This is a genomic window from Hymenobacter sedentarius, assembly GCF_001507645.1.
GTDB lineage: Bacteria > Bacteroidota > Bacteroidia > Cytophagales > Hymenobacteraceae > Hymenobacter > Hymenobacter sedentarius.
The window spans coordinates 4,592,318-4,619,060 of record NZ_CP013909.1; the positions used below are offsets into that span (position 1 = coordinate 4,592,318).

Sequence of the window (26,743 nt, forward strand, 5' to 3'; positions counted from 1 at the left end):
CACAATGAGGCACTAGCCAGTGTGGTTTCTTTAGGGCCTAGCCCAAGTGAGCCGTTACCTTCTGGTTGTGGTTGTCCTCGGCTTCCTCCACGGAGTGGGTTTTGCCCAGGTCGTTGTCCTTTTTGGCGAGCTCGGCCAGGGCGCAATAGAAATCGTGCAGGGTCTGGATTTCTTCTTCCGTAAAGTCCTGGGCGTTAATGAGGCGGTTGCTGGCGCCTTTGGTGGCCGCAATCAGCTCGTTGAGCTTGAGGTGCAGCACCAGCGAATCCTTATTCTGAGCCCGTTGGATAAGAAAAACCATCAGAAAGGTAATGATGGTGGTGCCGGTATTGATAACGAGTTGCCAGGTCTCGGAGTAATGAAAAATTGGTCCCGTCGCAGCCCAGACAATGACAATGCCCGCCGCTATCATAAACGCCATGGTAGACCCCGAAAACGCGGTAATGCTTCCGGCCAAACGCCCAAAAAAGGAACCTGAAGAGGGATTTGCATTAGAATTCATGGGAGGAAGCCAGTTAAGGTGAACAATTAGCCCCGTAAAGTTTTACGAATATGGAAAGTAAATGGCTGAGCCATGGAGGTTTGATGAAAAACCCAGCTTGAGTGTTGTGTGGCCGAAATGTGCCGGCTATCTTTGCACCCGCTTCGCCGCCTCAGCGAAGCCGGTTTCGGCCGAATTGCCCGTTTAGTTGCTTAATTTGCGCACGTGGTGAAACTGGTAGACACGCCATCTTGAGGGGGTGGTGCCTTCGGGTGTGGGAGTTCGAATCTCCCCGCGCGCACGCAAATGCAAAGCCCGTTCCAAGCAATTGGAACGGGCTTTTTGCTTTGAGAAGGGCTTGTCACAAAGCGGAATTGGTCGCAGCGATAGGACGGATTGCCGCGTTCTGCTGCGCTCCACTCGCAATGACAATTGGCTCCCCTCTCCGCGGGAGGGGGCCGGGGGTGAGGTTTCACAGCGCGAGATGCTTCGCTGCGCTCTACATGACGTTCTTATTCACTGCAGCGGCTAGCTCTACAAAGCATCACCCCCATCGAACGGATTACCGGGTTTCACTAGCACCACCCGCTCGCGCTCTACCACTACCTGCCCCGGCAGGGCCCCTTTGGGCTTGCGCACAAATTTTTTGGGCGTCACCGTCACGGGGCACAGCGTGTCGTGCTGGCGGCGGGAGTACCACCCGGCCAGCTGGGCAGCGTGCTCTACCACGGGTTCGGGTACGGGCTGGCCGGCGCGGTGCCGAATGACCACGTGGGAACCCGTCACGTCCTTGGCATGCAGCCAGAGGTCGTCTTTGTGCGCGTATTTCTGCGTCAGCAGGTCGTTGTTCGCCGCGTTGCGCCCCACCAGGATGGTGAAGCCGCGGTCTTCGAACACTTTAAACGGCAGCTCCGTGGCGGCTTTGGCCGCGGCGGGCGTGGGGTCGAGGCCGTGCTGCTTGCGCCAGATGCGCAGGCCACGCAGCTCGGCCAAGTTGGGCTGGGTGTCCAGTTCTTCAAGGCGCTCCAGGGCCGTGAGGGCTTCGGCTTCGCGCCGGGCAATACGCTCGGTGAGCTGGCGTTCTTCGATTTGTTGGTTTTTGCCCTTGCGGTAGAGATTTTCGGCGGTGAGCTGGGGCTTTTCGGTGCGCTTCAGCTTGATGAGCCGGGGCTGATTGGTATAGAAATCCACGACTTCAACCTGCGTGGCACCAGCTGGGATGTCGTGCAGATTCGCCATTATCAGGTCGGCGGTATGGCGGTAGCCGGCTTCGTGGGCCAGGGCGTGGAGGCGCTGGCGGGCGTGGGCCGCCGCGGTGCTGGCCTCGTCGGCGCGGCGCTCCAGCAGCTGGCGCAGCTGCTTGGTTTCATTCTCCAGGGCACGGCGGCCCAGAGCCATGGGCACAAAGCGGCGCAACGCCCTGATGGGGTCATCGCCGGGCAATGGCTCAATAATCTCGCCCAGCGGCAGCAGACTCAGGCGGGTGCGCCCGTCGAGCTGGATGAGGTAGTAGTGGGCTGGCTTTTCCAATTGGGCCAGCACTTGGTTTACCAGGCGGGTTTTGGTTTCTGGCGGGGCCGGGTCGTAGCCGTGCTCGCGCAGGTAGCGGGCGGGCAGGTCGGCCAGCGGCGGTGGGAGCTTGCCGGGTGCGGGCGGCGCGGCATTGGGCTGGGGGCGCAGGTCCGCATCGGCCAGCAGCCGCTGCTGGAAAAGTTGGGCTGGTGCTTCGGGCCGCGGGCGAAAAATGGCGTTCGGCCGGGGGCCGTAGAGCTTAAACACCAGCCGAGCACCGCTCCGGAAATTCACTTGCACCACCCGGTCCTGGGGCCAGGGCACCACGGTTTCGACCTGCTGGCCGAGCAGCTCCGAAAACAAGTCCACGGAGTTGGCGCGGGCCCGCTGGAAGGTTTCGGGCAGCGCCAGGGCGGGAAAATTGGCGCCCAGCTGCGCTTTCAGCCAGAACTCAGCCGTGCCGTTCGTGAGGCCAACCACCAGCTCGTCTTTCTCCTGCGAGAAGCAGGCGGCCACGCGGTAGCCCTGCAGCCGTTCGGTGAGCGCGGGGGCCAGCTGGCGCAGGAAATAATAGTTGGTATGCAAAGTAGAAAGTTAAATCCGGGGCAACTCGTGGCGGGTAAGGGTGTGCTCCACCGTGCCTGTATGGCGGGTAGCCTGGGGCTCCACCAGCATAATCCAGGTTTCTTCATTGGCATGGGGACGGTGCTCTACGCCGCGCGGCACCACCAGCATCTCGCCCGGATTGATGGTGGCAGTATGGTCGCGGAAGTCGATGTGCAGCTGCCCTTTTACCACGACAAATAACTCGTCCTCTAGCTCGTGGCTATGCCAGACAAATTCTCCCTCCACCTTTGCCAGCTTGATATGCTGGTCGTTCAGGTCGGCCACCACGTGCGGGTGCCAATGGTCGGTGAACTTGCTGAATTTTTCTTCCAGATTGATAACGGGCATGGTGAAGCAGAATTTAATAGAGCACCCTGCGCAAGCACCGGCCTGCGCTTAACGCAGTACGGTAGTTTACGGCAACGGATAACTAAGCCACTTCCACCTTCAGGCCGTCATACGCCAAGCGGAGCCACGGGGGCAGCTCGGCTTCCACATCCTGGTGGCGGCCCAGCTGGTGGCTGATGTGCGTGAGGTAGGCGCGCTTGGGCTTCACCACTTCCAGTATTTCAATGGCCTGGGCCAGGGTGAAGTGCGAGATGTGCTGCTCCCGGCGCAGGGCATTGAGCACAATCACGTCGGCGTCGTGCAGCAGGGCCATGGTTTCGGGGCCGATGTGGTTGGCGTCGGTGAGGTAGCAGAAGCCGCCGATGCGGAAGCCCAGCACCGGCAGCTTGTGGTGCAGGGCCCGCAGGGGCTGCACCGGCAGGCCCAGCACATCAAACGGGGCGTGGTCCTGCTCGATGGGGTGCAGGCTGACGCGGGGCACGCCGGGGTACTTGTGCTCGGCAAAAATGTAGGAAAACTCCTGCTGCAGCTGGCGCAGCACGCGCGGCTCGCCAAACAAGGGCATGTCCTGCTGCTGCCGGAAGTTAAACGCCCGAATGTCGTCGAGGCCGGCGGTGTGGTCTTTGTGCTCGTGGGTAAAGAGCAGCGCGTCGAGGTGCGTGATGCGGGCGCGCAGCATCTGCTGCCGGAAGTCCGGGCCGGAATCGATGACCAGGCTGCGGCCCTCAATGGCCACGTGCACCGACACCCGCAGGCGTTGGTCGCGGTGGTCCAGCGAGCGGCACACTTCGCAGGTGCAGCCTATCATGGGCACCCCGGATGAGGTACCGGTGCCGAGGAACGTTACTTGCACTGCGTTTAAATTATGAATTATGCGTTTTGAATTAGGAGTTGCTCCATAGGCAAAGCCTTAGCGAAACGCAAAGCATCACCCACTTTTAACTCATAACTCATAATTCAAAACTCATAATTACCTAGCCCACGTACTGCTTCACCACACGCACCAGGGCGTCGAAATCGAGCGGTTTGGGCAGGTAATCCGTCACGCCGGCTTCGCGGAACTGGTCCATCGAATAGTTGTTGGCGTTGCCGGTGATGGCAATAATGGGCAGCTTGTTGATTTTGGGGTCGGCGTGGGCCCGGATTTCGCGGGTGCACTGCATGCCGTCTTTCACCGGAATATTGATGTCCATCAACACGCAGTCGATGGGCGTGTTTTCAATCTGTTTCAGGACTTCGCCCCCGTTCTTTGCCAGCACAATTTTATACTTCTGCAGCTCCAGGATTTTTCGGGTGAGGTTAAGGATTACCGAGCTGTCCTCAGCAATTAGGATGGTTTTAGTGGGGGAATCAACGGACATGGGCTTGGGGGTTGTAGTTGTTTCGTAGGGTAGAAGAGAAGCGTGGACAGCCGGCCAATCAGACGGCCGATGCGTTGGTGGCGCGTTCGACGGCGCGGGGATATTCGGCAACGAACCGTACAAAGTAATGTTCCAGAAGTTGAAAACCCTCGGCTCCCCCGGCGGTATGCCCCGCCTTGAACTGCTGCTCAAGGTGCTTGGCCTGGGCCGCCAGGGCCACGCCGCCCAGCGTAGCCGCCGTGCCTTTGAGCTGGTGCAGCATGGGCAGCAGCTCCGGGAAGTTGGCGGCAGCGGCCACCGGGGCCGCTTCGCGCAACAAATCGCCGGCTTCCTGCTCAAATTCCTGGTAGAGCTCGGCCGTGAAGTCGGGGCCGCCCAGCTCCACCAGCTGCTGCACAATGGCCTCGTCGAGGGTGGGCTCATCGGACTCTTCGGCCGCAGCCGCCTGGGCACTTATAGCAGTATTGGCGGGAGCAGCAGGAGCAGCAGCCACACCAGTATCGGTAGCAGCAGCATTAGCAGTATCAGCCGGAGCAGTACCGAAGAGGGCCAGGGCCTCCTCGGCCGCCGTCCGGGCCGTGCGCGGGCGCAGCCAGCGGTGCAACACTTCGTAGAGGTGGCGGCTTTTCACGGGCTTGCCCACGTAGTCGTCGAGGCCCTGGCGCATGAAGCGGCCGGCGTCTTCCTGCATGGAATAGGCCGTCATGGCCACCACGGGGGGGCAGGCGGAACCCAGCACCCGGCGGATTTCGGCCGTGGCCGCCACGCCGTCCATGTCCGGCATCTGGATGTCCATGAAAATGATGTTGTAGCCGGCATTGGGGGCCGTAGCCAGGGCAATGGCTTCGGGGCCGCTGCCGGCCACGTCCACGTCGCAGCCCAACTTGGTGAGCAGGCGCATGCCCACCTTCTGGTTGATGGCGTTGTCGTCGACCAGCAGCACCCGCGGAGTGGCCTCAAAGGGCTGGAACACGGCCTCGCGCAGGGGCGCGGCCACCGGCAGGTCCTCTACGCGGGCCTCGCGGGCGCTGATGGTGAACCAGAACACGCTGCCCTCGCCCTCGTCCGACAGCACGCCGATTTCTCCGCCCAGCAGCTCCGACAGCTGCCGGCTGATGCTCAGGCCCAGGCCCGTGCCGCCGTAGGCTTTGCTGGGCGTGGTGTCGAGCTGCGTGAAGTTGGTGAAGAGCAGGCTGGCGTTGTCGCTCGAAATGCCGATGCCCGAGTCCTGCACCGCAAAGCGCAGCGTGTGTTGGTCGCCGTCGGTGCTCACGCTCGAGACGATGATGGCCACCGTGCCTTCGTTGGTAAACTTGATGGCGTTGGCCACCAGGTTGGACAGGATTTGCAGGAGCCGCACTTCGTCCGTCATCACGTACTGCGGCGTGTGCGGCGTGATGTGGTAGGTGAAGCGGATGTGCTTCTGCTCGGCCCGGTAGATAAACAGGGCCCGGATGCGCTCCATCACGGCGCGCAGCTCCAGCGCGCTTTCGTGCACCTGCAGCTTGCCGGCCTGGATTTTTGATAGGTCCAGAATGTCGTTCAGGATGGTGAGCAGGGCGTCGGAGCTTTTGCGCAGCGTGTCCACGTAGTCAAGCTGCTCGTCGGTTTCCACGGTCTGGTCGAGCAGGTCAATCATGCCGATGATGCCGTTCATGGGCGTGCGCAGCTCGTGGCTCATGTTGGCCAGGAACTGAGTTTTTGCTTCCAGGGCGGCTTCGGCAGCTTCTTTGGCCTGGCGCAGGTCGTCCTGCATCTGCCGGATTTCGGTTACGTCGCGGGCAATGCCCTCGGTACTGAATTCGTCGCCGTTTACCACGCGGGCGTTCACGAGCACGCTCACGGGGTAGCCGTCCTTGTGCCACAGCTGGGTTTCGAAGTTGCGCAGCCCGCCGTTGCGCTCAATCTCTGCCCGGGCCCTGGGCTGGTCGTCGGGCTCCACGTAGTAGCTCGCCACGGGCTGGCCAATTACCTCTTCGGGCTCGTAGCCCAACACCTCCCGGACCGAGGGGCTCACGATGGTGAGCAGGCCTTGTTCGTCGGTGCGGTAGTAAATGTCCTGGAACGACTCGAAGATGGAGCGGAACTTTTCTTCCTGCGCCTCCAGGGCCAGCTGGGCGCGTTTCTGCTCCGTAATGTCGTGGGCAATGGCCGAGATTTCCTCAAACGAGCCATCGCCCAGGTAAATGGGGTTGAGGTAAATATCGGTCCAGACCTCGTGGCCGCGGCCATCGCGCAGGCCCATCTCGAAGCGCTGCGGCTGCCCTTTGGCCGCGGCTTCGTAGTGCCGCACAAAGGTGTCGCGCTCGTCCTTGGGCATGTGCGCCAGGTCGGCTTCCCACAGGTCGAGGCCGCGCACGGGGTAGGTGCCGTTGCGCCGCAGAAACAGGGCCGCGTAGTTGCGGTTGTAGTTCATGAGGCGGGCGCGGGTGTCCACGGTCCACATCACGTGCGAGCCACTTTCGAAGATGGCATTCAGGCGGGCGGTTTGCCGGCCAATCTGCTCTTCGTTGCGCTTGCGCTCAATGGCCAGGGCCACCTGGTTGGAGATGAAGTGCAGCACGTCGAGGTCGGCGGGCGTGTAGGCATCGGCGCGGGTGTAGTCCTGCACGGCCAGCACCCCGATGATGCGGTCGCCGATGCTCAGCGGCGAGGCCAGCATCACCTCGGGCACCAGCCCATAGGCCGTGATGGTGCCGTTGCGGATGAGCTGCTGGTAATCGGTGTGGGTGAGGTAGCGGGGCTGCCCGCCGGCAATGATGTACTCCGACACGCCCGAAGCAAACGGCATGGGCCCGTGCGGCCGGTGCTGGGGGTGCTGGTCGACGTGGTAAGCAAACTGCAGCTGCGTGCGGGCATCGTCGCAGAGGGCAATAAACAGGTTGCTGGTCTCGATAATCTTGCTCAGCTCGCGGTGGATGGCGCCGTAGAGGCTGGGCAAGTCCTTGGCCGAGATGGCCAGGTTGGCGATGCTGTAGTATACTTTCTGCAGCCGCTCGGCCTTGATGCGGTCGGTGATGTCGTGCAGGATGGCGCGGCTACTGGCCGGCTGGCCTTCCTCGCGCACCACGCTCATGCTCCCAATGAGGTGCACGGGCTTGCCCACGCTGGTCAGAAACACGGTTTCGACCTTGTTCACGGGCTCGCCGTCGTAGAGGTTGCGCAGCTGGTAGAGCAGCTTGGCCTTGTAGTACGGGTGCACCACGTCGGCCAGGGTGCGGGTGGCCAGCTCGGCGTCGGTGTAGCCCAGTTTCTCTTTCCAGGCCTTGTTCACAAACAGGAAGCTATTGTCGGCCCCGAGGTGCTGCACCAGGTCCTGGGCGTTGTCGAGAAAGTCCTGCAGGTGGGTGCTGCTGCCGGCCAGAGTAGGCGTGGCCAGGCGGCGCTCGTCGGGCTCGGTGCCGGCCATCCACACGCCCGTTATGGAATTGGTGGCATCGCGCGTGAAGCCCAGGCGCCAGAGTATCTGGCGGGGGTGGCCGCCGCGCGTGAGCAGGGTGCGCTCGTAGCTGGGACCCACGGTTTGGGAGGCAATGCTGTCGAGGTATTCGCGGCGTTGGGCTGGGCGGTCGCTGGGGGGCGTAAACATTTCATAGAAACGCTTCCCCATCACGTGCTCGCGGGTGTAGCCCGCCATGGCCAGAAAGGCTTCGTTGACGTCCGTGATGGTGCCCTGTACATCGAGCAGCACATACACCTGCCCCAGCTGGTCGAGCAGCACGCCCAGGGGCGGCGCATCGGGCCGAGGCGGGGAAACAACCGGAAATGAAGTCATGAACCGATACTAATGCCTGCGAATAATTCCTGCTAAGATAGCCACCAGACCGGCAAGCCCGAGTGTAAATTTGGCCAAAATATAACGCCTGCCCTAACGCCCACCCCTTCTGGCGCGTTCCGTTTCCCGCCCCTTGCCGTCCCCACCCGCGCCGCTGCTGCTTTTCGCCGTCACCACCGACCTGTGCTTCGACCAGCGGATGCAGCGCATCTGCGGCAGCCTAGCCGCCGCCGGCTACCGCGTACAGCTGGTGGGCTGGCAGCGGCCGGCCTCGCCCCCGCTCACGCCCCAGCCCTACGGGCAGCACCGGCTGCGGGGCTGGTTTCAGCGGGGCAAGCTGTTTTACCTGGAGTACAACCTGCGGCTGTTTTTTTACTTATTGAGCCAGCGAGCCGCCGCCTGGTGCGCCGCCGACCTCGACACGGCCCTGCCCGTGTGGCTGCGCGCCCGGCTCGGCGGCCAGCCCTTCGTGTACGATGCCCACGAGCTGTTCACCGAGGTGCCCGAGGTGGTGGCCCGGCCCACTGTGCAGCGCCTCTGGCGCTGGGTAGAAGGCTTTGTGGTGCCGCGCGCCCGGCTGGCCTACACGGTGGGCCCGGCCCTGGCGCGGGTATTCGAGCAGCGCTACGGCCGGCCCTTTGCCGTGGTGCGCAACGTGAGCCGCCTGCGCACCGACGAGCCCCTGCCCCACCCCGCGCCGCCCACCGGCTACATCCTCTACCAAGGCGCCCTCAACGTGGGCCGCGGCCTGGAAGGCCTGCTCGACGCCATGCCGCAGGTGGCGGGCCGGCTGGTCATCTGCGGCGAAGGCGACCTATCAGCTTCCCTGCGCGCCCGGGCCGCTAAGCTCGGCCTGCTGGCTTCCGGCAAGGTAGAGTTTCGCGGGTTTGTGCTGCCCGAAGCCCTACGCGAGGTCACGCGCCACGCGGCGGTGGGCATTATGCTGCTAGAAAACATTGGGTTGAGCTATTACTATTCGCTGGCCAACAAGTTCTTCGACTACGTGCACGCCGGCATTCCGCAGGTGCTGATTGACTTCCCCGAATACCGCGCCCTCAACGAGCAGTTCGACGTGGCCGAGCTGGTGCAGGACCTGCGCCCCGAAACGCTGGCCCGGGCCCTCAACCGCCTGCTGCGCGACGAGCCCGCGCGCTACCAGCACCTGGCCGAAAACTGCCGCCGCGCTGCCCCGCAGCTAAGCTGGCAGCATGAAGAACAAGTCTTACTGCACTTGTACAATGAGTTGGTTCCCCTTGTAAAATTGCGGCCATTGCCGCAGTAGCTTTGCTTAGTCGCTTCAGTTTCTTCTCCCCATGAAAAAAATACTACCCGCGCTGCTGCTTGGCGGTGCTTGCTTCGCAGCCGGAGCCTTCGTGGCCCGGCCCACCGCCCCCGATGAAATCACGGTGCCCATGCTGCGCGCCGCCCAGCAGGTATTTGGGCTGAATTTCAACGACGCACAGCTCGACTCCACGCGCCGCAACCTTACGGGCTACCGCGAGAGCTACGAGGCCTTGCGCAAAATATCGTTGCCCAACAGCGTGGCCCCAGCCATGGTGTTCGACGCGCGCCCCCTACGCATGCGCCAGGCCATGCTGGCCGCCACCAAAGCCGACGCCGGCAAGCTGCCCCAGGCCCCCAAGGTAAAGCTGCCCGGCTACCGCGACGAGCTGGCCTTTTACACCGTGCGCCAGCTCGGCGAGCTGCTGCGCACCAAGCAAGTATCTTCGGAAGAGCTGACCCAATTCTTCCTGGCCCGGCTCAAAAAGTACGACCCCAAGCTGCATTGCGTCATCACCCTCACCGAGGACCTGGCCCTGCAGCAAGCGCGGCAGGCCGACCAGGAAATCAAAGCCGGCAAGTACCGGGGCCCGCTGCATGGCATCCCCTTCGGCGTGAAGGACTTGTTCAGCGCCAAGGGCTACAAGACCACCTGGGGCTCGGTGCCCTACAAAGAGCAAACCCTCGACGAAGACGCCGCCGTGGTGGAGCGGCTGCGCGCGGCCGGCGGCGTGCTGGTGGCCAAGCTGACACTGGGCGAGCTGGCCCAGGGCGACGTGTGGTTTGGCGAGAAAACCCGCACCCCCTGGGACGTGACCAAGGGCTCGAGTGGCTCATCGGCCGGCTCGGCATCGGCCGTGGCCGCGGGCCTGCTGCCCTTTGCCATCGGTACCGAAACACTGGGCTCCATCGTGAGCCCCAGCACGGCCTGCGGCGTAACCGGGCTGCGCCCTACCTACGGCCGCGTGAGCCGCGCCGGCGCCATGGCCCTGAGCTGGAGCATGGACAAAGCCGGCCCCATTGCCCGCTCGGCCGAGGACTGCGCCATGGTGCTGGCTGCCCTCACTGCCGCCGGCCCCGATGCCCGCGACCCCGCCACCCTGATGGCCCCCAACGCCTTCCACTACGCCTTCGATGCCAACATCAAGAAGCTGCGCGTGGGCTACGTGAAAGCCGCTTTCGACCAGAACTACCCCACCAAAGCCAACGACCAGGCCTCGCTGGAGGTATTGCGCAAGCTGGGCGTGGAGCTGGTGCCCATTGAGCTGCCCGCCATTTCACCGGGCGCCTTGCGCTTCGTGCTCACCGCCGAAGGTGCCGCCGCCTTCGACGACCTCACCCGCTCGGGCCGCGACGCCCAGATGGTGCTCCAAAACCGCTCGGCCTGGCCCAATACCTTCCGGTCGTCGCGCTTCATTCCAGCTGTTGAATACATTCAGGCCCAGCGCGTGCGCAGCCTGCTCATTGAGCAGATGGACACCCAGCTCAAGGGCCTCGACGCCTACATCGCCCCTTCCTTCAGCGCCAACCTGACGCTGACCAACCTCACCGGCCAGCCCGCCATCGCCATCCCCAACGGCTTCACAGCCGCGGGCCTGCCCACCACCATCACCTTCATGGGCCAACTCTTCGAAGAAGGTAAACTCCTGGCCTTGGCCAAAGCCTACCAGGACGCCACCGAATTCGACGAAAAACACCCTACTTTATAATGAGGAATTGGGAATGAAGAATGCGGAATGGGCGGACAACTCCCCTCCTTAGCTAAGGAGGGGACGCTCAACTGCCAAGTTGAGCTGGGGTGGTTGTGGGCGTTGAACGATGGGCGCACGATAGCAGAACGGGTTGGGCTGGCATCGTTCGGGTGTCGTGCAACGATTCAACCACCCCCGTTCTCGCCCTTGGCTCGAACATCCCCTCCTTAATTAAGGAGGGGAGTTGTTCGCCTATTCCTCACTCCTCATTCTTCATTAAGCGCAGCGTCCTTGCTCCCTCCCTCCATTTTAGCCCAACTGGCGCCCACGGCCGCCGACCCACGGCCGGTGCTGCTCACCATTGCCGGCCCCACGGCCGTGGGCAAAACGGCCCTGTGCGTGCAGCTGGCCCAACATTTCAACACCGAAATCGTGTCGGCCGATTCGCGCCAGTTTTTTCGGGAGCTGAGCATCGGCACGGCCAAGCCTACGCCGGATGAGATGCAGGGCGTGCCGCATCATTTCATCGACAGCCACAGCATCAGCGAAGACTACAGCGCCGGCCGCTTCGCCACCGATTGCCAGGCCGTGCTAATTGAACTGTTTCAGAAGCATCCGCTGGTTATCCTCACCGGCGGCTCGGGCCTCTATGTGCAAGCCGTGACCGATGGACTGGACGAGCTGCCCACCGTGCCGCCCGAAATCCGCGCCCAGCTCCACGCCGAGCTGGCGGCTCACGGCCTGCCCTACCTGGTAGCCGAGCTGGCCGAAACCGACCCCGTGGCGCACGCCCGCATTGACCAACAAAACCCGCAGCGCGTGGTGCGGGCCCTGGAAATCACGCGGGCCACCGGCCGGCCCTTTTCCAGCTTCCACACCCAGAGCCCGCCCGTCGAAAACCCGCTGTTTCGCAACGTAAAAGTGGCCCTCACCCGCGAGCGCGAGGCCCTCTACCAGCGCATCAACCTGCGGGTGGAGCACATGCTGGCTGCCGGCCTGCTCGACGAAGTGCGCGGCCTACTCCCCTACCGCCACCACCACGCCCTGCAAACCGTGGGTTACCAGGAAATATTCGGCTACCACGACGGCGAGTACGATTGGGCAGAAGCCGTGCGCCTGCTACAGCGCAACACGCGCCGCTACGCTAAGCGTCAGCTTACTTGGCTGCGCCGCGACCCCGCCTACCAGTGGGTTGAGCTGAAATAACATCGCGAGAAGCCAGCACACGTCTGTCATTGCGAGCGCAGCGCGGCAATCCGTCCTCTGTGTGCGACCAAGGCCGAGTTGTGACAAGCACTTTTAAAGCAAAAAGCCCCGGCACTGCGCAGTGCCGGGGCTTTTCACATTATAAGGCTAATCGCTGAGAACAGGACGGATTGCCGCGCTGCGCTCGCAATGACATTAGGGACCTACACGCTCAGGATTTCCACCATTCGCATGAAGCTCTGGTTGATAAGCTTCTTCTTATTGATAGTATCGGTGAACGGCGTGTAAACCAGCTTTTTGTCTACAATTCCGGCCATTACGTTCCGCATGCCGTTCATGAGGCCCTCCACGGCGGCGATGCCGATTTGGGAGCCCAACAGGCGGTCGGCCGCCGTGGGGGAGCCGCCGCGCTGAATGTGGCCGATGACCGTGACGCGGGTGTCCAGTTGCGGGATGGCTTCTTTCACGCGCGACGCTACGCTGGTGGCGTTGCCTTCCTCGTCGCCCTCGGCCACAATGACGATAAAAGACGTTTTGGAGCGCTGCCAGCCCGATTGCAGGGTGTCAATCACCACATCCACGCTCATCTGGGTTTCCGGAATCATCACGATTTCAGCCCCGCCGCCGATGGCGCACGGAATGGCGATGTAGCCCGAGTCGCGGCCCATCACCTCCACAAAGAAGCAGCGGTCGTGCGAGTCAGCCGTGTCGCGGATTTTGTCGATGCAGTCCAGCGCCGTGTTCACGGCCGTGTCGTAGCCAATGGTGTAATCGGTGCCGTAGAGGTCGTTGTCGATGGTGCCGGGCGCGCCCACGGTGGGGATGCCGAATTCTTCCTCAAAAATCATGGCGCCCGTGAAGGTACCGTTGCCGCCGATGGCCACCAGGCCCTCGATGCCGTTGTTCACCAGCTGGTCGAAGGCCTGTTGCCGGCCTTCCTTGGTCATGAATTTCTGGCTGCGGGCCGATTTCAAAATGGTGCCACCCTTCTGTACTGTGTTCGAAACCGAGGCCGAGTCCAACCGCACAAACTCGCCCTTAATCATGCCGCTATAGCCCCGCATAATGCCGTATACCTCAATGCCGTGGTACGTAGCGGTGCGCACTACTGCCCGGATTGCCGCGTTCATGCCCGGCGAATCGCCACCGCTGGTAAACACTCCTATTCTCTTCATCTGACCTTTCTATAATGCAACAGGGCGCGCAAATGGCGCCCAAACCCCGCAAAGTTGGCGAAACGAATGCAAACCCTCTAATTCCGCACCGTTATTTCCGCAAAGGCGTGGTTATCTTTTTTTTGTATTTGGCGTAGATGGAAGTAGCAAGACACCGTTTTTGCCCTTACCTTACCTCTCCATTCGGCTCACCGGCTTATAATCACTTCCTTCTCACCTAATTCCCACGTATTATGTTCGGTTTTTTCGAAAATGAGCAGGCCAAAAAAATTAAAGGTCACTTGCTAAACCTTGCGGCCCTGGCCAAAGCCGACGGCCACATCGATGCGCGGGAAATGAACTTCATTTTGGCAGTCGGGAAGAAGAACGGTCTCAATTCCAACGATGTACAGGAGCTGGTATCGGGAGCCAAGGGCACGAGCGCCGACCTGCCCACGAACGATTCTGAACGCTTCGACCAGATTTTCGACCTTGTCGACATGATGCTCGCCGACGGCGTGGTAGACGAAACCGAGATGGATTTCTGCATCATGATGGCCGAGAAGCTGGGCTTCCGCAAGGCCATAGTGGGCGTGCTGGTCCGCAAGATTTCGCAAGGCGTAAAAGACGGCCTCCCGCGCGAGCGGATTAAGGAAGAAAGCAATTCTTTTTTGAACTATAACGAGCTGCCCCGGCCCAACATTGTGGCTTAGCCGCAATCAAAACGATATATACGGGCCCTTTGGAGCCATCCGGGCGGGTGGCTCCAAAGGGCCCGCTTGTTTTCGTTCAACTTGAGCTGACCGCTTCGGCACTGGTAACGTGCTCAATGGCTCGGAGCAGCGCGGCGCAGGCTTCGTCAATTTCTTCATCGGTGATGATGAGTGGCGGTGCCAGCCGAAGGGAATTGTCGCAAAACAGAAACCAGTCGGTCAGAATGCCTTCGTGCGCCAGCGCATGGTCGATAATGGGCTTGAGCACCGCGAAGGATTCAAACTCCACCGCCATCAGCAGCCCACTGCCGCGCACCGCCCGGATGGCCGGGTGCCGCAGCTGCGCCCGAAACCGCGCCGCCTTGGCCGCCACGCCCGCCACCAGCTGCTCGTCCTGAATAACCTGCAGCGTGGCCAGCGCCGCTGCGCAGCTCACCGGGTGGCCCCCGAAGGTGGTGCAGTGGCCCAGTATGGGGTTGGTTTTGAAGCCGCTCATGATTTCCGTGGAGGAAATAAAGGCGCCGATGGGCATGCCGCCGCCCATGCCTTTGGCGCACACCAGAATATCCGGGCTTATGCCGAACTGCTCGAAGGCCCACATGCTGCCCGTACGCCCGTAGCCGCACTGAATTTCATCGAGAATAAGCAGGGCCCCTACCTCCGAGCAGCGCGCCCGCAGGGCCGGCAGGTAGCCGGGCAGTGGCACGCGTACCCCGGCCTCGCCCTGCACCGTCTCGATGACCACGGCGGCGGTGCGCTCGGTTATCAGGGTGAGGTCGGCCAGTTCGTTGTGCCGGATGTGGCGCACGTCGGGCAGCAAGGGCCGGAAGCTGTTCTTAAAATCCTCGGAGCCGGTGATGGACAAGGCCCCGTGCGTGGAGCCGTGGTAGGCATTGAAGCAGGAAATCAGCTCGGTACGACCGGTGTGGCGCTTGGCAAGCTTCAGCGCGCCTTCGATGGCCTCGGCGCCGGAGTTGGTGAAAAACACCGAGTCGAGGTGAGCCGGCAAGGTCCGGTGAATGGCCTCGGCCAGCTGGGCGGGCACGGCCTGCACCAGCTCACCGTACACCATCAGGTGCAGGTATTTATCGAGCTGGGCCTGAATGCCGGCCAGCACGCGCGGGTGCCGATGCCCCACGTTGCTTACGCCGATGCCCGAAATCAGGTCGAGGTAGCGGCGGCCATCGGGGCCGTACATGTACACGCCCTCGGCCCGCTCAATTTCCAGCAGCAGCGGGAAATCGGAAGTTTGGGCCTGGTGGCGCAGGAATAATTGGCGGGAAGTCAGGACCACAGATTTTTCGGATTTAAGCGGGTTGGAGCGGTTTAGTTAGGCTTGCCTTGCCTCGTGCCTGTCGTGTCGTGACGGGCTTCGGCTTTTCCGCGCCTCTTGTCATGCAGAGCGTAGCGAAGCATCTTATCTCCGCTGAACGACTCGTTGAGGCGTGAGAAGATGCTTCGCTACGCTCTGCATGACAGGCGGAATTCAAAAGGCAACACCTTCCTTAAACCGCTGCAGTCACGTTTCGATTTCCCCACAAAAATAACGAGGCCGCTGCGGGGGCAGCGGCCTCGTTGAATTGAGCTGAAAGTTGGATGCGGGGAGCGTGACTTAGTCGTTATCCAAACCGGGCTGGCCCGGCGCCCCGGCCACGCGCTTGATGACTTCGCGGGTGAAGTCGCGCTCAGCCATAAACAGCTGCGCCACCTGCCGCAGGGAAATGACTTTCTGGAACTTCTCGAAGTACTCTTTCTCCAGGTTCAGCTCCTGCTGGCGCAGGGCGAACGACTGGTTGAAGTTCTCGCGAATTTGTTGATCAGTCATGCCATCGGTCACGTCGCGGCGCAGCAGGCGGCCGTTGCGGTTGAGCTCGCGGCGGCGGTCCGAAAACTCGTTGTAGAGCGGCCAGAACTTCTGGGCCTGGTCCTGGGTAAGGGCTACGCGGTTGGTGATGAAGGCAATTTTAGCGTTTTCGAGTTGAGCCAGCCGCTGGCCACCGCGCCGCCCGCCCTGGGCATGGGCCGCCGGCGCCAGCGTCAGCAATAGCGCCGCGAGGCTCAGCACACGAAACGTAGTTGAAAGGATAGACATGATACGCTAGGAGGTTATAAATAAGTAAGGTCTTCGGACGGCTGGGCGTCGAGGGCCTCGGTCAGCTCGGCTTCCGACGCATGCAGAAAGCCATTGGTGAGGTTGGGGTCGGCTGCCGTCAGCACCACTAGGTCGGAGTTTTCGACGCGGGCGCCGCTCGTGAGCAAGTAGCCCACCAGCTCGGTGCGCGGCACGGCATCGAGCGAGGTAGCAGCCACCCCGGCCGGGCCAGCGGCCTGGGGGCCGCTCAGGTAGAAAGAGGCCGCAAAGCCCCCCAATACGGCCACTGAGGCCAGGCCCGTGCGCAACGCCGGCGATAGCCGGGCCAGCCAGCCCCAGCCGGTGGCGGCTTCGCGGGCCTCGGCCTGGGGCAGCCGGGCCATTACCCGCATGGGCAATTGGTCGAAGTAGCCCACGGGCGGCTCGCTCAGCAGCGGACGGGGCCGCCGAGGGTGCTCGTCAAGCTTAAAGGAAGGTTTCATGGCAGTTGGATGAAGAAGCGGGGCCGGCGTTTAAATCAGCCGGTAAAAATTTGTATTGCGGGGTTAATCGGCCGTGTTGCGGGTTACGTATTCTTCCACTTTTTTCACGGCGTGGTGGTAGCTGGCCTTCAGCGCGCCCACGCTGGTGCCCGTTACTTCGGCCATCTGCTCGTACGGCATCTCGTCGTAGTAGCGCAGGTTGAAGACGAGGCGCTGCTTGTCGGGCAGCCGCAGGATGGCTTGTTGCAGTTTTAGCTCAACTTCGTCGCCGGCCAAGGCGGGGTCGGCTTCAATTTTGGCGGCCAGTTCGGCGCCTACGTCTGTGAGTGGCAGCAGAAACCTGCGCCGCTTGCTGCTCAAGAAGTTCAGGCACTCGTTGGTGGCAATGCGGTAAATCCAGGTAAACAGGGCGGCGTCTTGCCGGAAGTTCTCAAGGTGCTTCCACACCTTGATAAAAACGTCCTGGGTGAGGTCGTCGGCATCGTCGTGGTCGATTACCATCTTGCGCACGTGCCAGTACACTTTGCTCTGGTACTTGCGCACGAGCTGGTTGAACGCCAGGTTGCGCGAAGCCGGGTCTTGAAACTTGAGCAGGATGTCGTGGTCTTCCAAACAGCAGGCAGTAGCGGCAAAGTACGGTTTAGAACCTACACCCAGCGACGGGTTTAATGCGCCACCAACAAAGTTGGCGCCCTACCTCCATTTGCTGGGGCAAAGCCAACAACATTTACTAACTTCCCAAACCTCAAGGCGATAATGCATTGGCTTTTAAGCAACGCCGGCATGAAACACGCATTATTTCACCGGGCGTTTATTGCCCCATTGGTGCTGCTTCTATCGTGCAGGCAGGAAAGTTCTACCCCATCGCAAGCAGCAATTACTGCGCTAAGTCTCAAGCGGGGTCAAATTATTACCTGCGGCGCTACCGACAGAAAATTGGGCGCTGTCGAATTTAATACCTCATGCGGCGTCGCAACTCAAGAAAGCTTCAACTTGGCTCTGCAGCTGCTGCACTCATTTGAATACGATGAGGCCGAAAAAGCATTTGCAACAGTTATTAATAAAAACCCGGCGTGTGCAATGGCCTATTGGGGGGTAGCGATGGCTAATTTTCACCCCCTCTGGACCCCACCTTCGGAACTCGAATTGAAGAAGGGTGTGAAAGCAATTTCTATAGCCCAATCAATTGCGAAAAAGTCACCCAGAGAGGCCGCTTACATTGCCGCCATTGCGGCCTATTACCACGACTGGGAACGGGTGGACCATCGCAGCCGGTGCATAGCCTTTGAGAAAGCAATGGAATTGGTTCATTCAAAGTACCCCACTGATTCTGAGGCTACCATTTTTTACGCCTTAGCACTAACTGCCGCGGCTGACCCAGCCGATAAGCAGTTTATAAATCAACGGAAGGCCGGCCGACTACTCGAGGCACTGTACCCCAACGAGCCCAATCACCCGGGCATCATCCATTATATCATTCACACCTATGATTACCCAGAGCTAGCTGTATTAGCCCTGCCGGCAGCTAGAAGATATGCGGCAGTGGCGCCGTCGTCAGCGCACGCCCTGCATATGCCTTCGCATATTTTTACGCGCTTGGGGCTCTGGGAAGAATGCATAAATTCTAATTTAACCTCCGTGGCCTCAGCCCAATGCTATGCGAAGGAAGCCGGCATCAAAGGGCATTGGGACGAAGAACTGCACGGCATGGATTATCTGGTTTACGCATACCTGCAAAGAGGCCAAAACGGGCTTGCCAAACAGCAATTGGATTATTTAAAATCGATTAAAGAGGTTAGCCCGCTCAATTTCAAAGTTGCGTATGCTTTTGCCGCAATTCCGGCCCGGTACTCGCTGGAAAATAAGCGTTGGCCGGAAGCTGCCAGCTTCCCAATTGATAGCACAGTCGTCCCGTGGAAAGATTTTCCATGGCAAAAGGCTATTATCCATTTTGCTCGGGTGCTGGGCTCGGTTCATACTGGCCAAATGGCTGCGGCCACAGCCGAACTTGCACAGCTTAAAGGAATTCATAGCCTATTGGTCAAGCAAAAAGATGCCTACAAGGCCAAGCAGGTAGAAATTCAGTTACGTGCAGCCGAAGCTTGGATTCACCTCCTGGCCGGCCGAAATATCGAAGCATTGGCACTCATGAACCAGGCCGCTGACCTGGAAGACCAAACCGAAAAACATCCGGTCACGCCTTCGGAGGTTATTCCCGCCCGCGAACTGCTTGGCGATATGCTGCTGCAATTGAACCAGCCCAAGCAGGCGTTAGCAGCTTATTCGGCAAGCCTTCGAAAACACCCCAATCGGTTTAATGGGCTTTACAATGCAGGGTTGGCCGCTGAACGGGCAGGGCTCCCAGATAGCGCAGCGCTCTACTACCAGCAATTAATCATGGTCGCGAACGCTGCAAATTCCGACAGAACCGAGCTAAAAACAATTAGGCAATTTTTGACGGCGCATAAGTTTAATGTAGCTGTAGCATCACACGAAATATAGGCCTGGCTAGCAAGCATGATTCATGCCGGTGTAAAAGCAAAAACATGGGTCACGTCTTTAAATTTAAAGACTCTCTTTTTCTTCAAACGCCTTAATATCTGGCCGTGGAATTATCTGTACATCCTCCGGGATGGTAATATCAAAGAGACTCTGCCATGCTCCTGACACCCTTTGCGGAGAGAATTCAAAGTCGCGACTAAAGTGCCGCCAGTTTCGAAGTAGAAAGGATTTTATTTCCGGGTTGTAGCTGACACCAGAAGCCTTTTCGTCTGACTTTCTCATTGGCCTGATTTTCCACAGCTCAACTATGCACAAAGCTTTCCCTGCGTTTTTGCCAACTGAGTTTGTCTTCCCACAGCAAATGATGATATCACCGCGGTAATTGAACGACCTATGCCGGGTTTCTATCGTTTTTGCTCCACTCTTTATCCAATCTGCATACGGCGCACCCGCGTAATCATTTAAAATCAAAGCCTTGAAAGTCTTGTTAGTAGAAGCCATATAAGGAGTGTTAACAAACCTGGGATTGAGCCGAATCAATTGCATTGCACCGCGTTATTAAGCGTCATCCGTTGCCTGAAATGCAAAAGTTCCCGCAACTACTAAAGTTGCGGGAACTTTTGCTATAAATCCAGCTGCAAAAGCTACTTTCGGCGCTTCATCACCGCTTCCACAGCGGCCACGATGGCGGCTTCGTTAAGCTTGTATTTCTCCATCAGCTGGTCGGGCGTGGCGCTTTCGCCGAAGCTGTCGTTCACAGCCACCATTTCCAGGGGCAGCGGCTCTTCGCGGGCCAGCAGCTGGGCGATGCTGTCGCCGAGGCCGCCGTTCATCTGGTGCTCTTCGGCGGTCACCACGCAGCGCGTTTTGCGGGCCGAGGCCAGGATGGCTTCCTTGTCGAGCGGCTTGATGGTGTGGATGTTGATGATTTCGGCGTTGATGCCCTTCTCGGCCAGCAGCTTGCCGGCGAGCACGGCTTTCCACACGAGGTGGCCGGTGGCGAAGATGCTCACGTCGGTGCCTTCGTTCAGCATCCAGGCCTTGCCGATTTCAAACTTCTGGTCGGCGGGCGTGAAGTTGGGCACCACGGGGCGGCCAAACCGCAGGTACACGGGGCCTTCGTGCTCGGCAATGGCGATGGTAGCCGCCTTGGTCTGGTTGTAGTCGCAGGGGTTGATAACGGTCATGCCGGGCAGCATTTTCATCATGCCCAGGTCTTCCAGAATCTGGTGGGTGGCGCCGTCTTCGCCCAGCGTGAGGCCGGCGTGCGAAGCACAGATTTTTACGTTCTTATCCGAATAGGCAATGCTCTGGCGAATCTGGTCGTAGACGCGGCCGGTGCTGAAGTTGGCAAACGTGCCCGTGAAGGGGATTTTACCGCCAATGGTCATGCCCGCGGCCACGCCCATCATGTTGGCCTCGGCGATGCCCACCTGGAAAAACCGCTCGGGGAAGTCCTTCTTGAAGGCGTCCATCTTGAGCGAGCCGGTGAGGTCGGCGCAGAGGGCTACTACGTTGGGGTTGGTTTTGCCCAGCTCGTGCAGGCCGGCGCCGAAGCCGCTGCGGGTGTCTTTGGATTCGGTGTAGGGGAAGTCTTTCATGGGTATGTAAGGGAGAGTGAGAACATCAAACTCCCCTCCTTACCAAGGAGGGGATGTTCGCGCTTTAGCGCGGACGGGGGTGGTTGTGGGCGTTGAACAGAAATGTGGACTTCACCTGCGTTCGTGAAAGGCAAATTCAATTGTATGCAAAACGCTATCTAAAGCAGACCAAATCAGCTTATTCTCGAACCGGATTACGTGAATGCCCGCCGCATTCAGGTAAACAGTACGCGCCGCATCGTGCAAATTACCGGAAGCAGTAAAATGGCTGGCACCATCCAATTCTACCGCAAGCTTTTCCTGCGGACAGTAAAAATCAAGAATAAACTCACCAATGCTGTGCTGGCGGCGGAATTTACGGCCAGCAAGCTGGCCGCTTTTTAGCACGCTCCACAATTTGGCTTCGGCAGGCGTGAGATTATTGCGGAGGGCGCGGCGCTGATCTTTTTTGTGAGGAAGGTTATTCAGGCTGGTCATAGGCTTGTTGTTCTATGGGGAAGTTCAACGCCTACAACCACCCCAATTTTTGCATTGCAAAAATGTCCCCTCCTTGGTAAGAAGGGGAGTTTTCTCGTTCTATTTCATTTACCAAAAATGGCTACCGAAGTCGTTTGCCCACTGCGAATACTAAAATTCCGCACGTCGGTAAACTTACTACCGGTGCTGGTCTTGGTGCGAAAAACCAAGCGGTAGGCGCCGGGCTGCATGGGCAGGTTGAGCTTGCTGCTGCCGCCATCGGGCAAGTTGTAAATCCAGGTTTGGGACTCGTCGTTGTTGAGCTTGTAGATGCTGCCGTAGCCTTTCAGGTCGGTGGTGATGTTGAGGGTGCCGGGGGCGGGGTAGGTAACTTCCAGCTCCTGCCCCTGCTTGACGGTGACGCGGCGGGTGATGCGCGGCAGCGTGAGCAGCTCAACTTCGTAGTTGCCGGCCAGCAGCTTTTGTTTGGTGCCGAAGGGGAAGCTGGCCACGGTGTTCTTCTGCGGGTCGCGCACCACGGCCTGCACCGTGCCATAGGGGTTGGGCGCGAGCTGCGGATTTTGGAGCCAGAGCACTCCCTGTGGCGTTTTGAAAGTAAGAACGTTGGCCTTGCCGGGCTTGATGGCGAGGTTGGACTGGCGCACGGGCGGCACCGTGTTTATCACCAAGTCGTAGCTCTGCAGGGCATCAATAGCGAGCACGTCGGCCTTGCCCTGGGCATCGCGGTAGTGCACGTAGTTGTACTCGGGCTGCTCGGTCACGTTGTTCACAAACGTCATGTTCACGTTGCTTTCCACGGGGCGGCCGTCGGCGTCGGTGAGGTTCACAGCGACGGTGGTTTTGCTCAGGGTCTGGGCAATGACGTCGTTCATCACCGTGCGAAAGGTCTTGATTTCGGCCGCATTGTAGTACTGGCCCAGGCATTCGAGCTGCTTCCCAAATTCCTTTTCCGCTCCAATGCCGATGACGAATGGCTTCAAAAACACGTGCTTGCGCTGCAAAGCTACCGAGGCGGCGCAGGGGTCGGCGTTGCACGACTCCAGGCCGTCAGTAATCAGCAACAGCACATTGCGCGACGACTTATCGGTGGGAAAGTCGTTGGCCGATTGCAGCAGCGAATACGTGATGGGCGTGTTGCCCTGCGCCTTGAGCGTGGTGAGCTTGTCCTTGATGGCCTTGGCGTTTTTGGGCGCAAAGGGTACTTCCAGGCGCGAGTCCTGGCAGTTTTTATCGGCATTGGGAAACTGGTGGCCGTACACGCGCAGGCCCAGCTCCAGGTTGGGGTAGGCATTGAGCGAATCCACCATTTTACTGAGCATACGCTTGGCCACGTTCCAGCGGGGCTGCCCCTCCCAGGGCGCCAGCATCGAGCCCGAAGCATCGAGCAGAAACAAAATGCGGGTGACTTTGGGTTTCTCGGCCGGAGCATTTTGGGCCTGGGCCGAGAAGCTGAAAAGCAGTAGCAGAAATATCGCCCAAAAGGACCTCACCCCCCGCCCCCCTCTCCAAAAGAGAGGGGAAGCCAGTCGTCTGCAGACGCCTGCATTCGTTAGGCTCCCCCTCTTTTTTGGAGAGGGGGTCGGGGGGTGAGGTTCGAGGCAAGTCCGCATTAGCGCTTAGTAGTCGGCTACGGTACCCACGGTCAGCTGCTCGAGGGCGGTGGCCAGTTGGGCGTCGTTGGGTGCTACGCCGTGCCACTTGTGGCCTTCCATCATAAAGTCGACGCCGAAGCCCATGCGGGTGTCCATGATGAACATGACGGGCTTGCCCTGGCCAGTGGCGGCTTGAGCAGCTTCGAGGGCCGGCAAGAGGGTGGCGTAGTCGTTGCCATCGGCCTGCAGCACGTGCCAGCCAAAAGCTTCGAACTTCGAGCGCAAGTCGCCGAGGCCGCCGATATCGGCGGTGGAGCCGTCAATCTGCTGGCCGTTGTGGTCGATAACCCCGATGAGGTTGTCGATTTTGTGGTGGGCGGCGTACATGATGGCCTCCCAGTTCTGCCCCTCTTCCAGCTCGCCGTCGCCCATGAGCACGAACACGCGGCGGTCGTCACCGTTCAGCTTTTTGGCTTGGGCGGCGCCGCAGGCCACGCTGAGGCCCTGGCCCAACGAGCCCGAGGCAATGCGGATGCCCGGCAAACCCTCGTGGGTGGTGGGGTGGCCCTGCAGCCGCGAGTTGAGCTTGCGGAACGTGGCCAGCTCGCTCACCGGGAAGTAGCCCGAACGGGCCAGTACCGAGTACAGCGTGGCCGAAATGTGCCCGTTCGACAGGAAAAACAGGTCCTCCCCTGCCCCGTCCATGCTGAAGGGCTGGGGGTTGTGCTTCATCACCTTGAAGTAGAGCGCCACCAGCAAATCAGTGCAGCCCAACGAGCCGCCGGGATGGCCCGAGTTCACGGCGTGCACCATGCGCACGATGTCGCGCCGCACCTGGGCAGCAATTTCTTTGAGGTCGGCAGTAGCTATTTCGGCAGTCTGGGGCATATCAGTAAGGGAAATTGTTGGTTGGGTAAAGGTAAGCGCAGTAAAGGAAGTACCGTAACCAAACATTACACAATCGATTGTGTAAAGTAACAGTACAAATACTTATTCGCTATCATTCGTCCCAGAAAATTAATGCGAATGCCAAGCAAAAGCCCGCCGGCCTCCGGAGCTTCTGCAAAGGCAAAAGCGCCAGAAGCCGGCGGGCGGCAGGTGAGCAATGCAACTTGGGTGTCGCGCCGATTACAGTAGCTGGGCGGCGTGTTCTTTGGTATCCACCTTCTTGATAATTTTATCAACCAGGCCGTTTTCATCAATCAAAAACGTGGTGCGCACAGTGCCCATGTAGGTTTTGCCGTAGTTCTTTTTCTCCTGCCACACGCCGTAGTCCTGCACAATCTTTTTCTCGGTGTCCACCAGCAGCGGAAATGGGAGGTCGTATTTCAGGGCAAATTTCTTGTGCGCGACTTCGTTGTCGGTGCTCACGCCTATTACCTTGATGTTCTGGGCCGTGAGCTCCTCTTGGTGGTCGCGCAGGTTGCAGGCTTGGGCCGTACAGCCGGGGGTATCGTCTTTGGGGTAGAAATAAAGCGCCACGCGTTGCCCACGCAGGTCCGAAAGGCGGATGGTGTTGCCATCCTGGTCGGTAGCAGTGAAATCTGGGGCAACCTGTCCGGGTTCAAGTGTCATGGTAGGTGGTAAGGTATGGAGGATGGGCTTGCAATAACGACAAAATACGCTCTTTGTCAAGCCGGCATATCCAAAAGTGAGGTGGTTATTAACTTGAAGAAATAGTTGACCTTAGGAAATAGATAAATTTTTATAGTCCCAGTTCCGCTCAATTCTATCCCTCACCACTTATTGCCCGTGCAATGCCCCACAAAAAAGCCCTCTCGTTTGAAGAAAGGGCTTTTTTGTGGGGTAATCTAATTGGCTACAAATTCAAGCTCACCACCCGTTCATTGCCGGCCTGGTCGGTCAGGTGCAGCTCGGCGGGGCCGCGCAGCCGCGGGCCCAGCGTGTCGCCGGCTACGGTGAAGAGGGTAGAATTTTTATGCTCGAAGCGCAGCAGGCGGAATTTGCCTCCCACCAGCAAGCGGTAGCTGGCCAGCCCCGAAAGGTCGTCGCCTACCCGGAAAAGCAGCTGGCCACCGGGCCGCCCAATGAGGCTGCCTTTGGGCGCAATGGTATCGGTAAGAATGCGGTAGGACCCAAACTGCCGAATGGCGGCCGTAATCTGGCCGTTGGCGTCCCATTTGCCGCCCACATAAGCCTTCCCCCCTTTCAGCGTGGCGGCGTAGATGGCGGTGCGCTGCGGGTCGGTGGGCGGCGTGGCCGGCTTGAGGGTGAGCAAGGCCGTTTTGTAGAGCGGCAGCAGGGGGCTGCCCACCGTCCAGAAGCCGCTGCCCGTGGGCTCGGGCCGGTAAAGCGTGTTCAGGTACAGGTTGTCGAAGAGCGTTTCGGGCCCGAATATCAGGTTGAGGTTGGCGGTGGAATAGGTGGATTCCTTGTGCGCCGGCACCAGCACCTGGCGGTCGAATTTCTTGGTGATGCTGCCAAACTGCAGCGAATCGGGCAGGCCGGCGCGCAGGTCGTACAGGTACACGTTTTCGCTATTTTGGGTGTAGCTGGGCCGGATTTCCAGCCGCCGGTTGCCGCGCAGCAGCACCAGGTTGGCCGCCACGGAATCGGCACTGGGGTCGGTGGCCACGGCTTTGAGCAGGTTGCGCGTCACCTCATAGCGCAGGGCGGGGCGCTTGGCAGCGGCCGAGCGGGTTTTGAAATACGCCGGCTGCTCGCCGCGCAACACCAGGTGCACGGGCGTCTGGTTGTTGTAGGAGTCGGCCAGGGTGATGTCGATGCTATATACTTTGCCGGCTTCCACGGTCAGGCGGCCTTTGGTGGCGCCGGTGCTGTACATGCTCAGGTCGTTGCCTTCGTCTACCCACAGCTTTTGCAGGGTGCGGCCCTGGGTTTGCTGGTACAGGAAATCAACGAAGTTGCCCACCTGCCGGGTACCCGTCGGGAACGGCACGGCATCAATCATGTGCTGGTAAAACGGCTGGCCGTTTACCTTCACCGTCACGCGCTGAATGCCGTTGCGGTTCCAGGCATTGTCAAACCGATCGAAGCCCTGCACCAGCAGCCCCACCGTGCCAAAGCAGCTAATGGTATCGGGCCAGGTGGTGGCCACGCCCGGCCCCGGCTGCACTTTGGGCGCAAACAATGCTTTGGCAAACACCTTTTTCACCCGCGCCTCTATGCTGAGCGGCTCCAGGGCAAAGGCTTGCAGCGTGGGGGCCACGTGGTCCTGGATTTCGGCAAAGCCGCCCCACTGCAGGGGGTTGTACTGCCGGTCCTGGGCGTCGCGCACTTCCCAGTGCAGGTGGGGGCCCGCCGAGCCGCCGGTGTTGCCCGACAGGGCCACCAGCTCGCCGCGCTTCACCGGAAACCGGTCTTTCTCGAAGAAGAGCTCCAGCTCGAAGCTCTGCTTCTCGTACTGGCGGCGCTGCAGCTCGGCCGCCACGGGGCCCCGGAATTCGTTGAGGTGGCCGTACACCGTGGTCAGGCCGTTGGGGTGCGTGATGTAGAGCACGTTGCCGTAGCCAAACGACGACTGCTTGAGGCGCGAAATGTAGCCGTCGGCCGCCGCGTACACCGGTTGGTTTACCCCGCCGCCGGTCTTGATGTCGAGCCCGCCGTGGAAGTGGTTGGGGCGCAGCTCGCCCATACTGCCGGCCAGAAAGCCCGGCTTGCCTGGGGCAATGGGAAACTGGAAATACCCCGCCGGCACGGTGGGTTTGCTGCCTCCGCCCAGCATTTCACCGATGCTGTGCTCGTGGTCGCTCGAGTCGGCTTCCTGCCCCCCCACCGATTCGGGGCTGCAGGCCATCATGGCCACCGCCAACCCAAACACCCACTTCACTTTGTTTCTAAAAAACGCCACGTCCAACTTTCGCTTTTGCACAGTACTATACTTCAAT

23 protein-coding genes and 1 tRNA gene are annotated in these 26,743 nt (G+C 60.1%); 6 read left to right on the forward strand and 18 right to left on the reverse strand.

The features are described from left to right. Positions 1-37: 37 nt before the first annotated feature. Entirely contained in the window at positions 38-502 is a 465-nt protein-coding gene (locus tag AUC43_RS18725; protein ID WP_068197330.1) for a low affinity iron permease family protein, read from the reverse strand. Between the two features lie 198 nt (positions 503-700). Between AUC43_RS18725 and AUC43_RS18730 the strand changes: the two genes are divergently transcribed. Continuing rightward, positions 701-782: transfer RNA gene (locus AUC43_RS18730), tRNA-Leu, on the forward strand. Between the two features lie 233 nt (positions 783-1,015). Here the strand turns inward: AUC43_RS18730 and AUC43_RS18735 are convergent. The 5 genes from AUC43_RS18735 to AUC43_RS18755 all read right to left on the reverse strand — a co-directional run bounded on the left by AUC43_RS18735 (position 1,016) and on the right by AUC43_RS18755 (position 8,083). Further along, a complete protein-coding gene (locus tag AUC43_RS18735; protein WP_068197333.1) occupies positions 1,016-2,578 on the reverse strand; it encodes an NFACT RNA binding domain-containing protein in 1,563 nt (520 codons plus the stop codon). Positions 2,579-2,587: 9 nt separating this feature from the next. Then, positions 2,588-2,947 (reverse strand): cupin domain-containing protein, encoded by a 360-nt coding sequence (locus AUC43_RS18740; protein ID WP_068197336.1) that lies wholly within the window; start codon positions 2,945-2,947, stop codon positions 2,588-2,590. A gap of 82 nt (positions 2,948-3,029) precedes the next feature. Next, entirely contained in the window at positions 3,030-3,800 is a 771-nt protein-coding gene (locus tag AUC43_RS18745; protein ID WP_068197339.1) for an MBL fold metallo-hydrolase, read from the reverse strand. Positions 3,801-3,921: 121 nt separating this feature from the next. After that, positions 3,922-4,308, reverse strand: a complete 387-nt coding sequence (locus AUC43_RS18750; protein ID WP_068197341.1) for a response regulator — start codon at positions 4,306-4,308, stop codon at positions 3,922-3,924. A gap of 58 nt (positions 4,309-4,366) precedes the next feature. Next, positions 4,367-8,083 carry a PAS domain S-box protein gene (locus tag AUC43_RS18755; RefSeq protein ID WP_071885972.1) on the reverse strand — a complete coding sequence of 1,239 codons (3,717 nt, stop codon included), beginning with the start codon at positions 8,081-8,083 and terminating at the stop codon, positions 4,367-4,369. 133 nt (positions 8,084-8,216) lie between these two features. Here AUC43_RS18755 and AUC43_RS18760 point away from each other — a divergent pair, with 133 nt between their 5' ends. The 3 genes from AUC43_RS18760 to miaA all read left to right on the forward strand — a co-directional run bounded on the left by AUC43_RS18760 (position 8,217) and on the right by miaA (position 12,261). Continuing rightward, a complete protein-coding gene (locus AUC43_RS18760) occupies positions 8,217-9,365 on the forward strand; it encodes a glycosyltransferase (protein WP_068197347.1) in 1,149 nt (382 codons plus the stop codon). A 31-nt stretch (positions 9,366-9,396) separates the two neighbouring features. Beyond that, positions 9,397-11,073 carry an amidase gene (locus AUC43_RS18765; protein WP_068197350.1) on the forward strand — a complete coding sequence of 559 codons (1,677 nt, stop codon included), beginning with the start codon at positions 9,397-9,399 and terminating at the stop codon, positions 11,071-11,073. A gap of 273 nt (positions 11,074-11,346) precedes the next feature. Then, entirely contained in the window at positions 11,347-12,261 is a 915-nt protein-coding gene (gene miaA, locus AUC43_RS18770) for a tRNA (adenosine(37)-N6)-dimethylallyltransferase MiaA (protein ID WP_233254056.1), read from the forward strand. Positions 12,262-12,464: 203 nt separating this feature from the next. On the opposite strand, the gene pfkA is transcribed toward miaA, so the two are convergent. After that, positions 12,465-13,436: a 6-phosphofructokinase gene (gene pfkA / locus AUC43_RS18775; protein ID WP_068197353.1), complete on the reverse strand. Its 972-nt coding sequence runs from the start codon at positions 13,434-13,436 to the stop codon at positions 12,465-12,467. Between the two features lie 233 nt (positions 13,437-13,669). Here pfkA and AUC43_RS18780 point away from each other — a divergent pair, with 233 nt between their 5' ends. Next, a complete protein-coding gene (locus AUC43_RS18780; RefSeq protein ID WP_068197355.1) occupies positions 13,670-14,128 on the forward strand; it encodes a tellurite resistance TerB family protein in 459 nt (152 codons plus the stop codon). A gap of 76 nt (positions 14,129-14,204) precedes the next feature. On the opposite strand, the gene AUC43_RS18785 is transcribed toward AUC43_RS18780, so the two are convergent. From AUC43_RS18785 to AUC43_RS18800, 4 genes are all read right to left on the reverse strand, one after another. After that, entirely contained in the window at positions 14,205-15,416 is a 1,212-nt protein-coding gene (locus AUC43_RS18785; protein ID WP_068198975.1) for an aspartate aminotransferase family protein, read from the reverse strand. Between the two features lie 324 nt (positions 15,417-15,740). Then, positions 15,741-16,220, reverse strand: coding sequence for a hypothetical protein (locus tag AUC43_RS18790; RefSeq protein ID WP_071885973.1), 480 nt, complete (start codon positions 16,218-16,220; stop codon positions 15,741-15,743). Positions 16,221-16,234: 14 nt separating this feature from the next. Next, positions 16,235-16,702 carry a hypothetical protein gene (locus AUC43_RS18795; protein WP_068197361.1) on the reverse strand — a complete coding sequence of 156 codons (468 nt, stop codon included), beginning with the start codon at positions 16,700-16,702 and terminating at the stop codon, positions 16,235-16,237. A 63-nt stretch (positions 16,703-16,765) separates the two neighbouring features. Further along, complete coding sequence (locus AUC43_RS18800) at positions 16,766-17,314, reverse strand: RNA polymerase sigma factor (protein WP_068197364.1); 549 nt, start codon at positions 17,312-17,314, stop codon at positions 16,766-16,768. 171 nt (positions 17,315-17,485) lie between these two features. On the opposite strand from AUC43_RS18800, the gene AUC43_RS18805 reads away from it, so the two are divergent. After that, positions 17,486-19,204 carry a tetratricopeptide repeat protein gene (locus AUC43_RS18805; RefSeq protein ID WP_068198984.1) on the forward strand — a complete coding sequence of 573 codons (1,719 nt, stop codon included), beginning with the start codon at positions 17,486-17,488 and terminating at the stop codon, positions 19,202-19,204. Positions 19,205-19,267: 63 nt separating this feature from the next. Here AUC43_RS18805 and AUC43_RS18810 read toward each other — a convergent pair whose 3' ends face one another. The 7 genes from AUC43_RS18810 to AUC43_RS18840 all read right to left on the reverse strand — a co-directional run bounded on the left by AUC43_RS18810 (position 19,268) and on the right by AUC43_RS18840 (position 26,685). Beyond that, a complete protein-coding gene (locus AUC43_RS18810) occupies positions 19,268-19,705 on the reverse strand; it encodes an ASCH domain-containing protein (protein ID WP_068197367.1) in 438 nt (145 codons plus the stop codon). A 143-nt stretch (positions 19,706-19,848) separates the two neighbouring features. Next, positions 19,849-20,805 (reverse strand): transketolase family protein, encoded by a 957-nt coding sequence (locus AUC43_RS18815; protein ID WP_068197370.1) that lies wholly within the window; start codon positions 20,803-20,805, stop codon positions 19,849-19,851. Positions 20,806-20,916: 111 nt separating this feature from the next. Further along, a complete protein-coding gene (locus AUC43_RS20245; RefSeq protein ID WP_071885974.1) occupies positions 20,917-21,282 on the reverse strand; it encodes an endonuclease domain-containing protein in 366 nt (121 codons plus the stop codon). A gap of 104 nt (positions 21,283-21,386) precedes the next feature. After that, complete coding sequence (locus AUC43_RS18825) at positions 21,387-22,676, reverse strand: vWA domain-containing protein (RefSeq protein ID WP_233254057.1); 1,290 nt, start codon at positions 22,674-22,676, stop codon at positions 21,387-21,389. Between the two features lie 222 nt (positions 22,677-22,898). After that, positions 22,899-23,762 (reverse strand): transketolase, encoded by an 864-nt coding sequence (locus AUC43_RS18830; RefSeq protein WP_068197378.1) that lies wholly within the window; start codon positions 23,760-23,762, stop codon positions 22,899-22,901. 240 nt (positions 23,763-24,002) lie between these two features. After that, on the reverse strand, positions 24,003-24,449 hold the full coding sequence (bcp, locus tag AUC43_RS18835; RefSeq protein ID WP_068197381.1) for a thioredoxin-dependent thiol peroxidase: 447 nt from the start codon (positions 24,447-24,449) through the stop codon (positions 24,003-24,005). Positions 24,450-24,693: 244 nt separating this feature from the next. Beyond that, on the reverse strand, positions 24,694-26,685 hold the full coding sequence (locus AUC43_RS18840; protein ID WP_157781178.1) for a M23 family metallopeptidase: 1,992 nt from the start codon (positions 26,683-26,685) through the stop codon (positions 24,694-24,696). Positions 26,686-26,743: the final 58 nt, after the last annotated feature.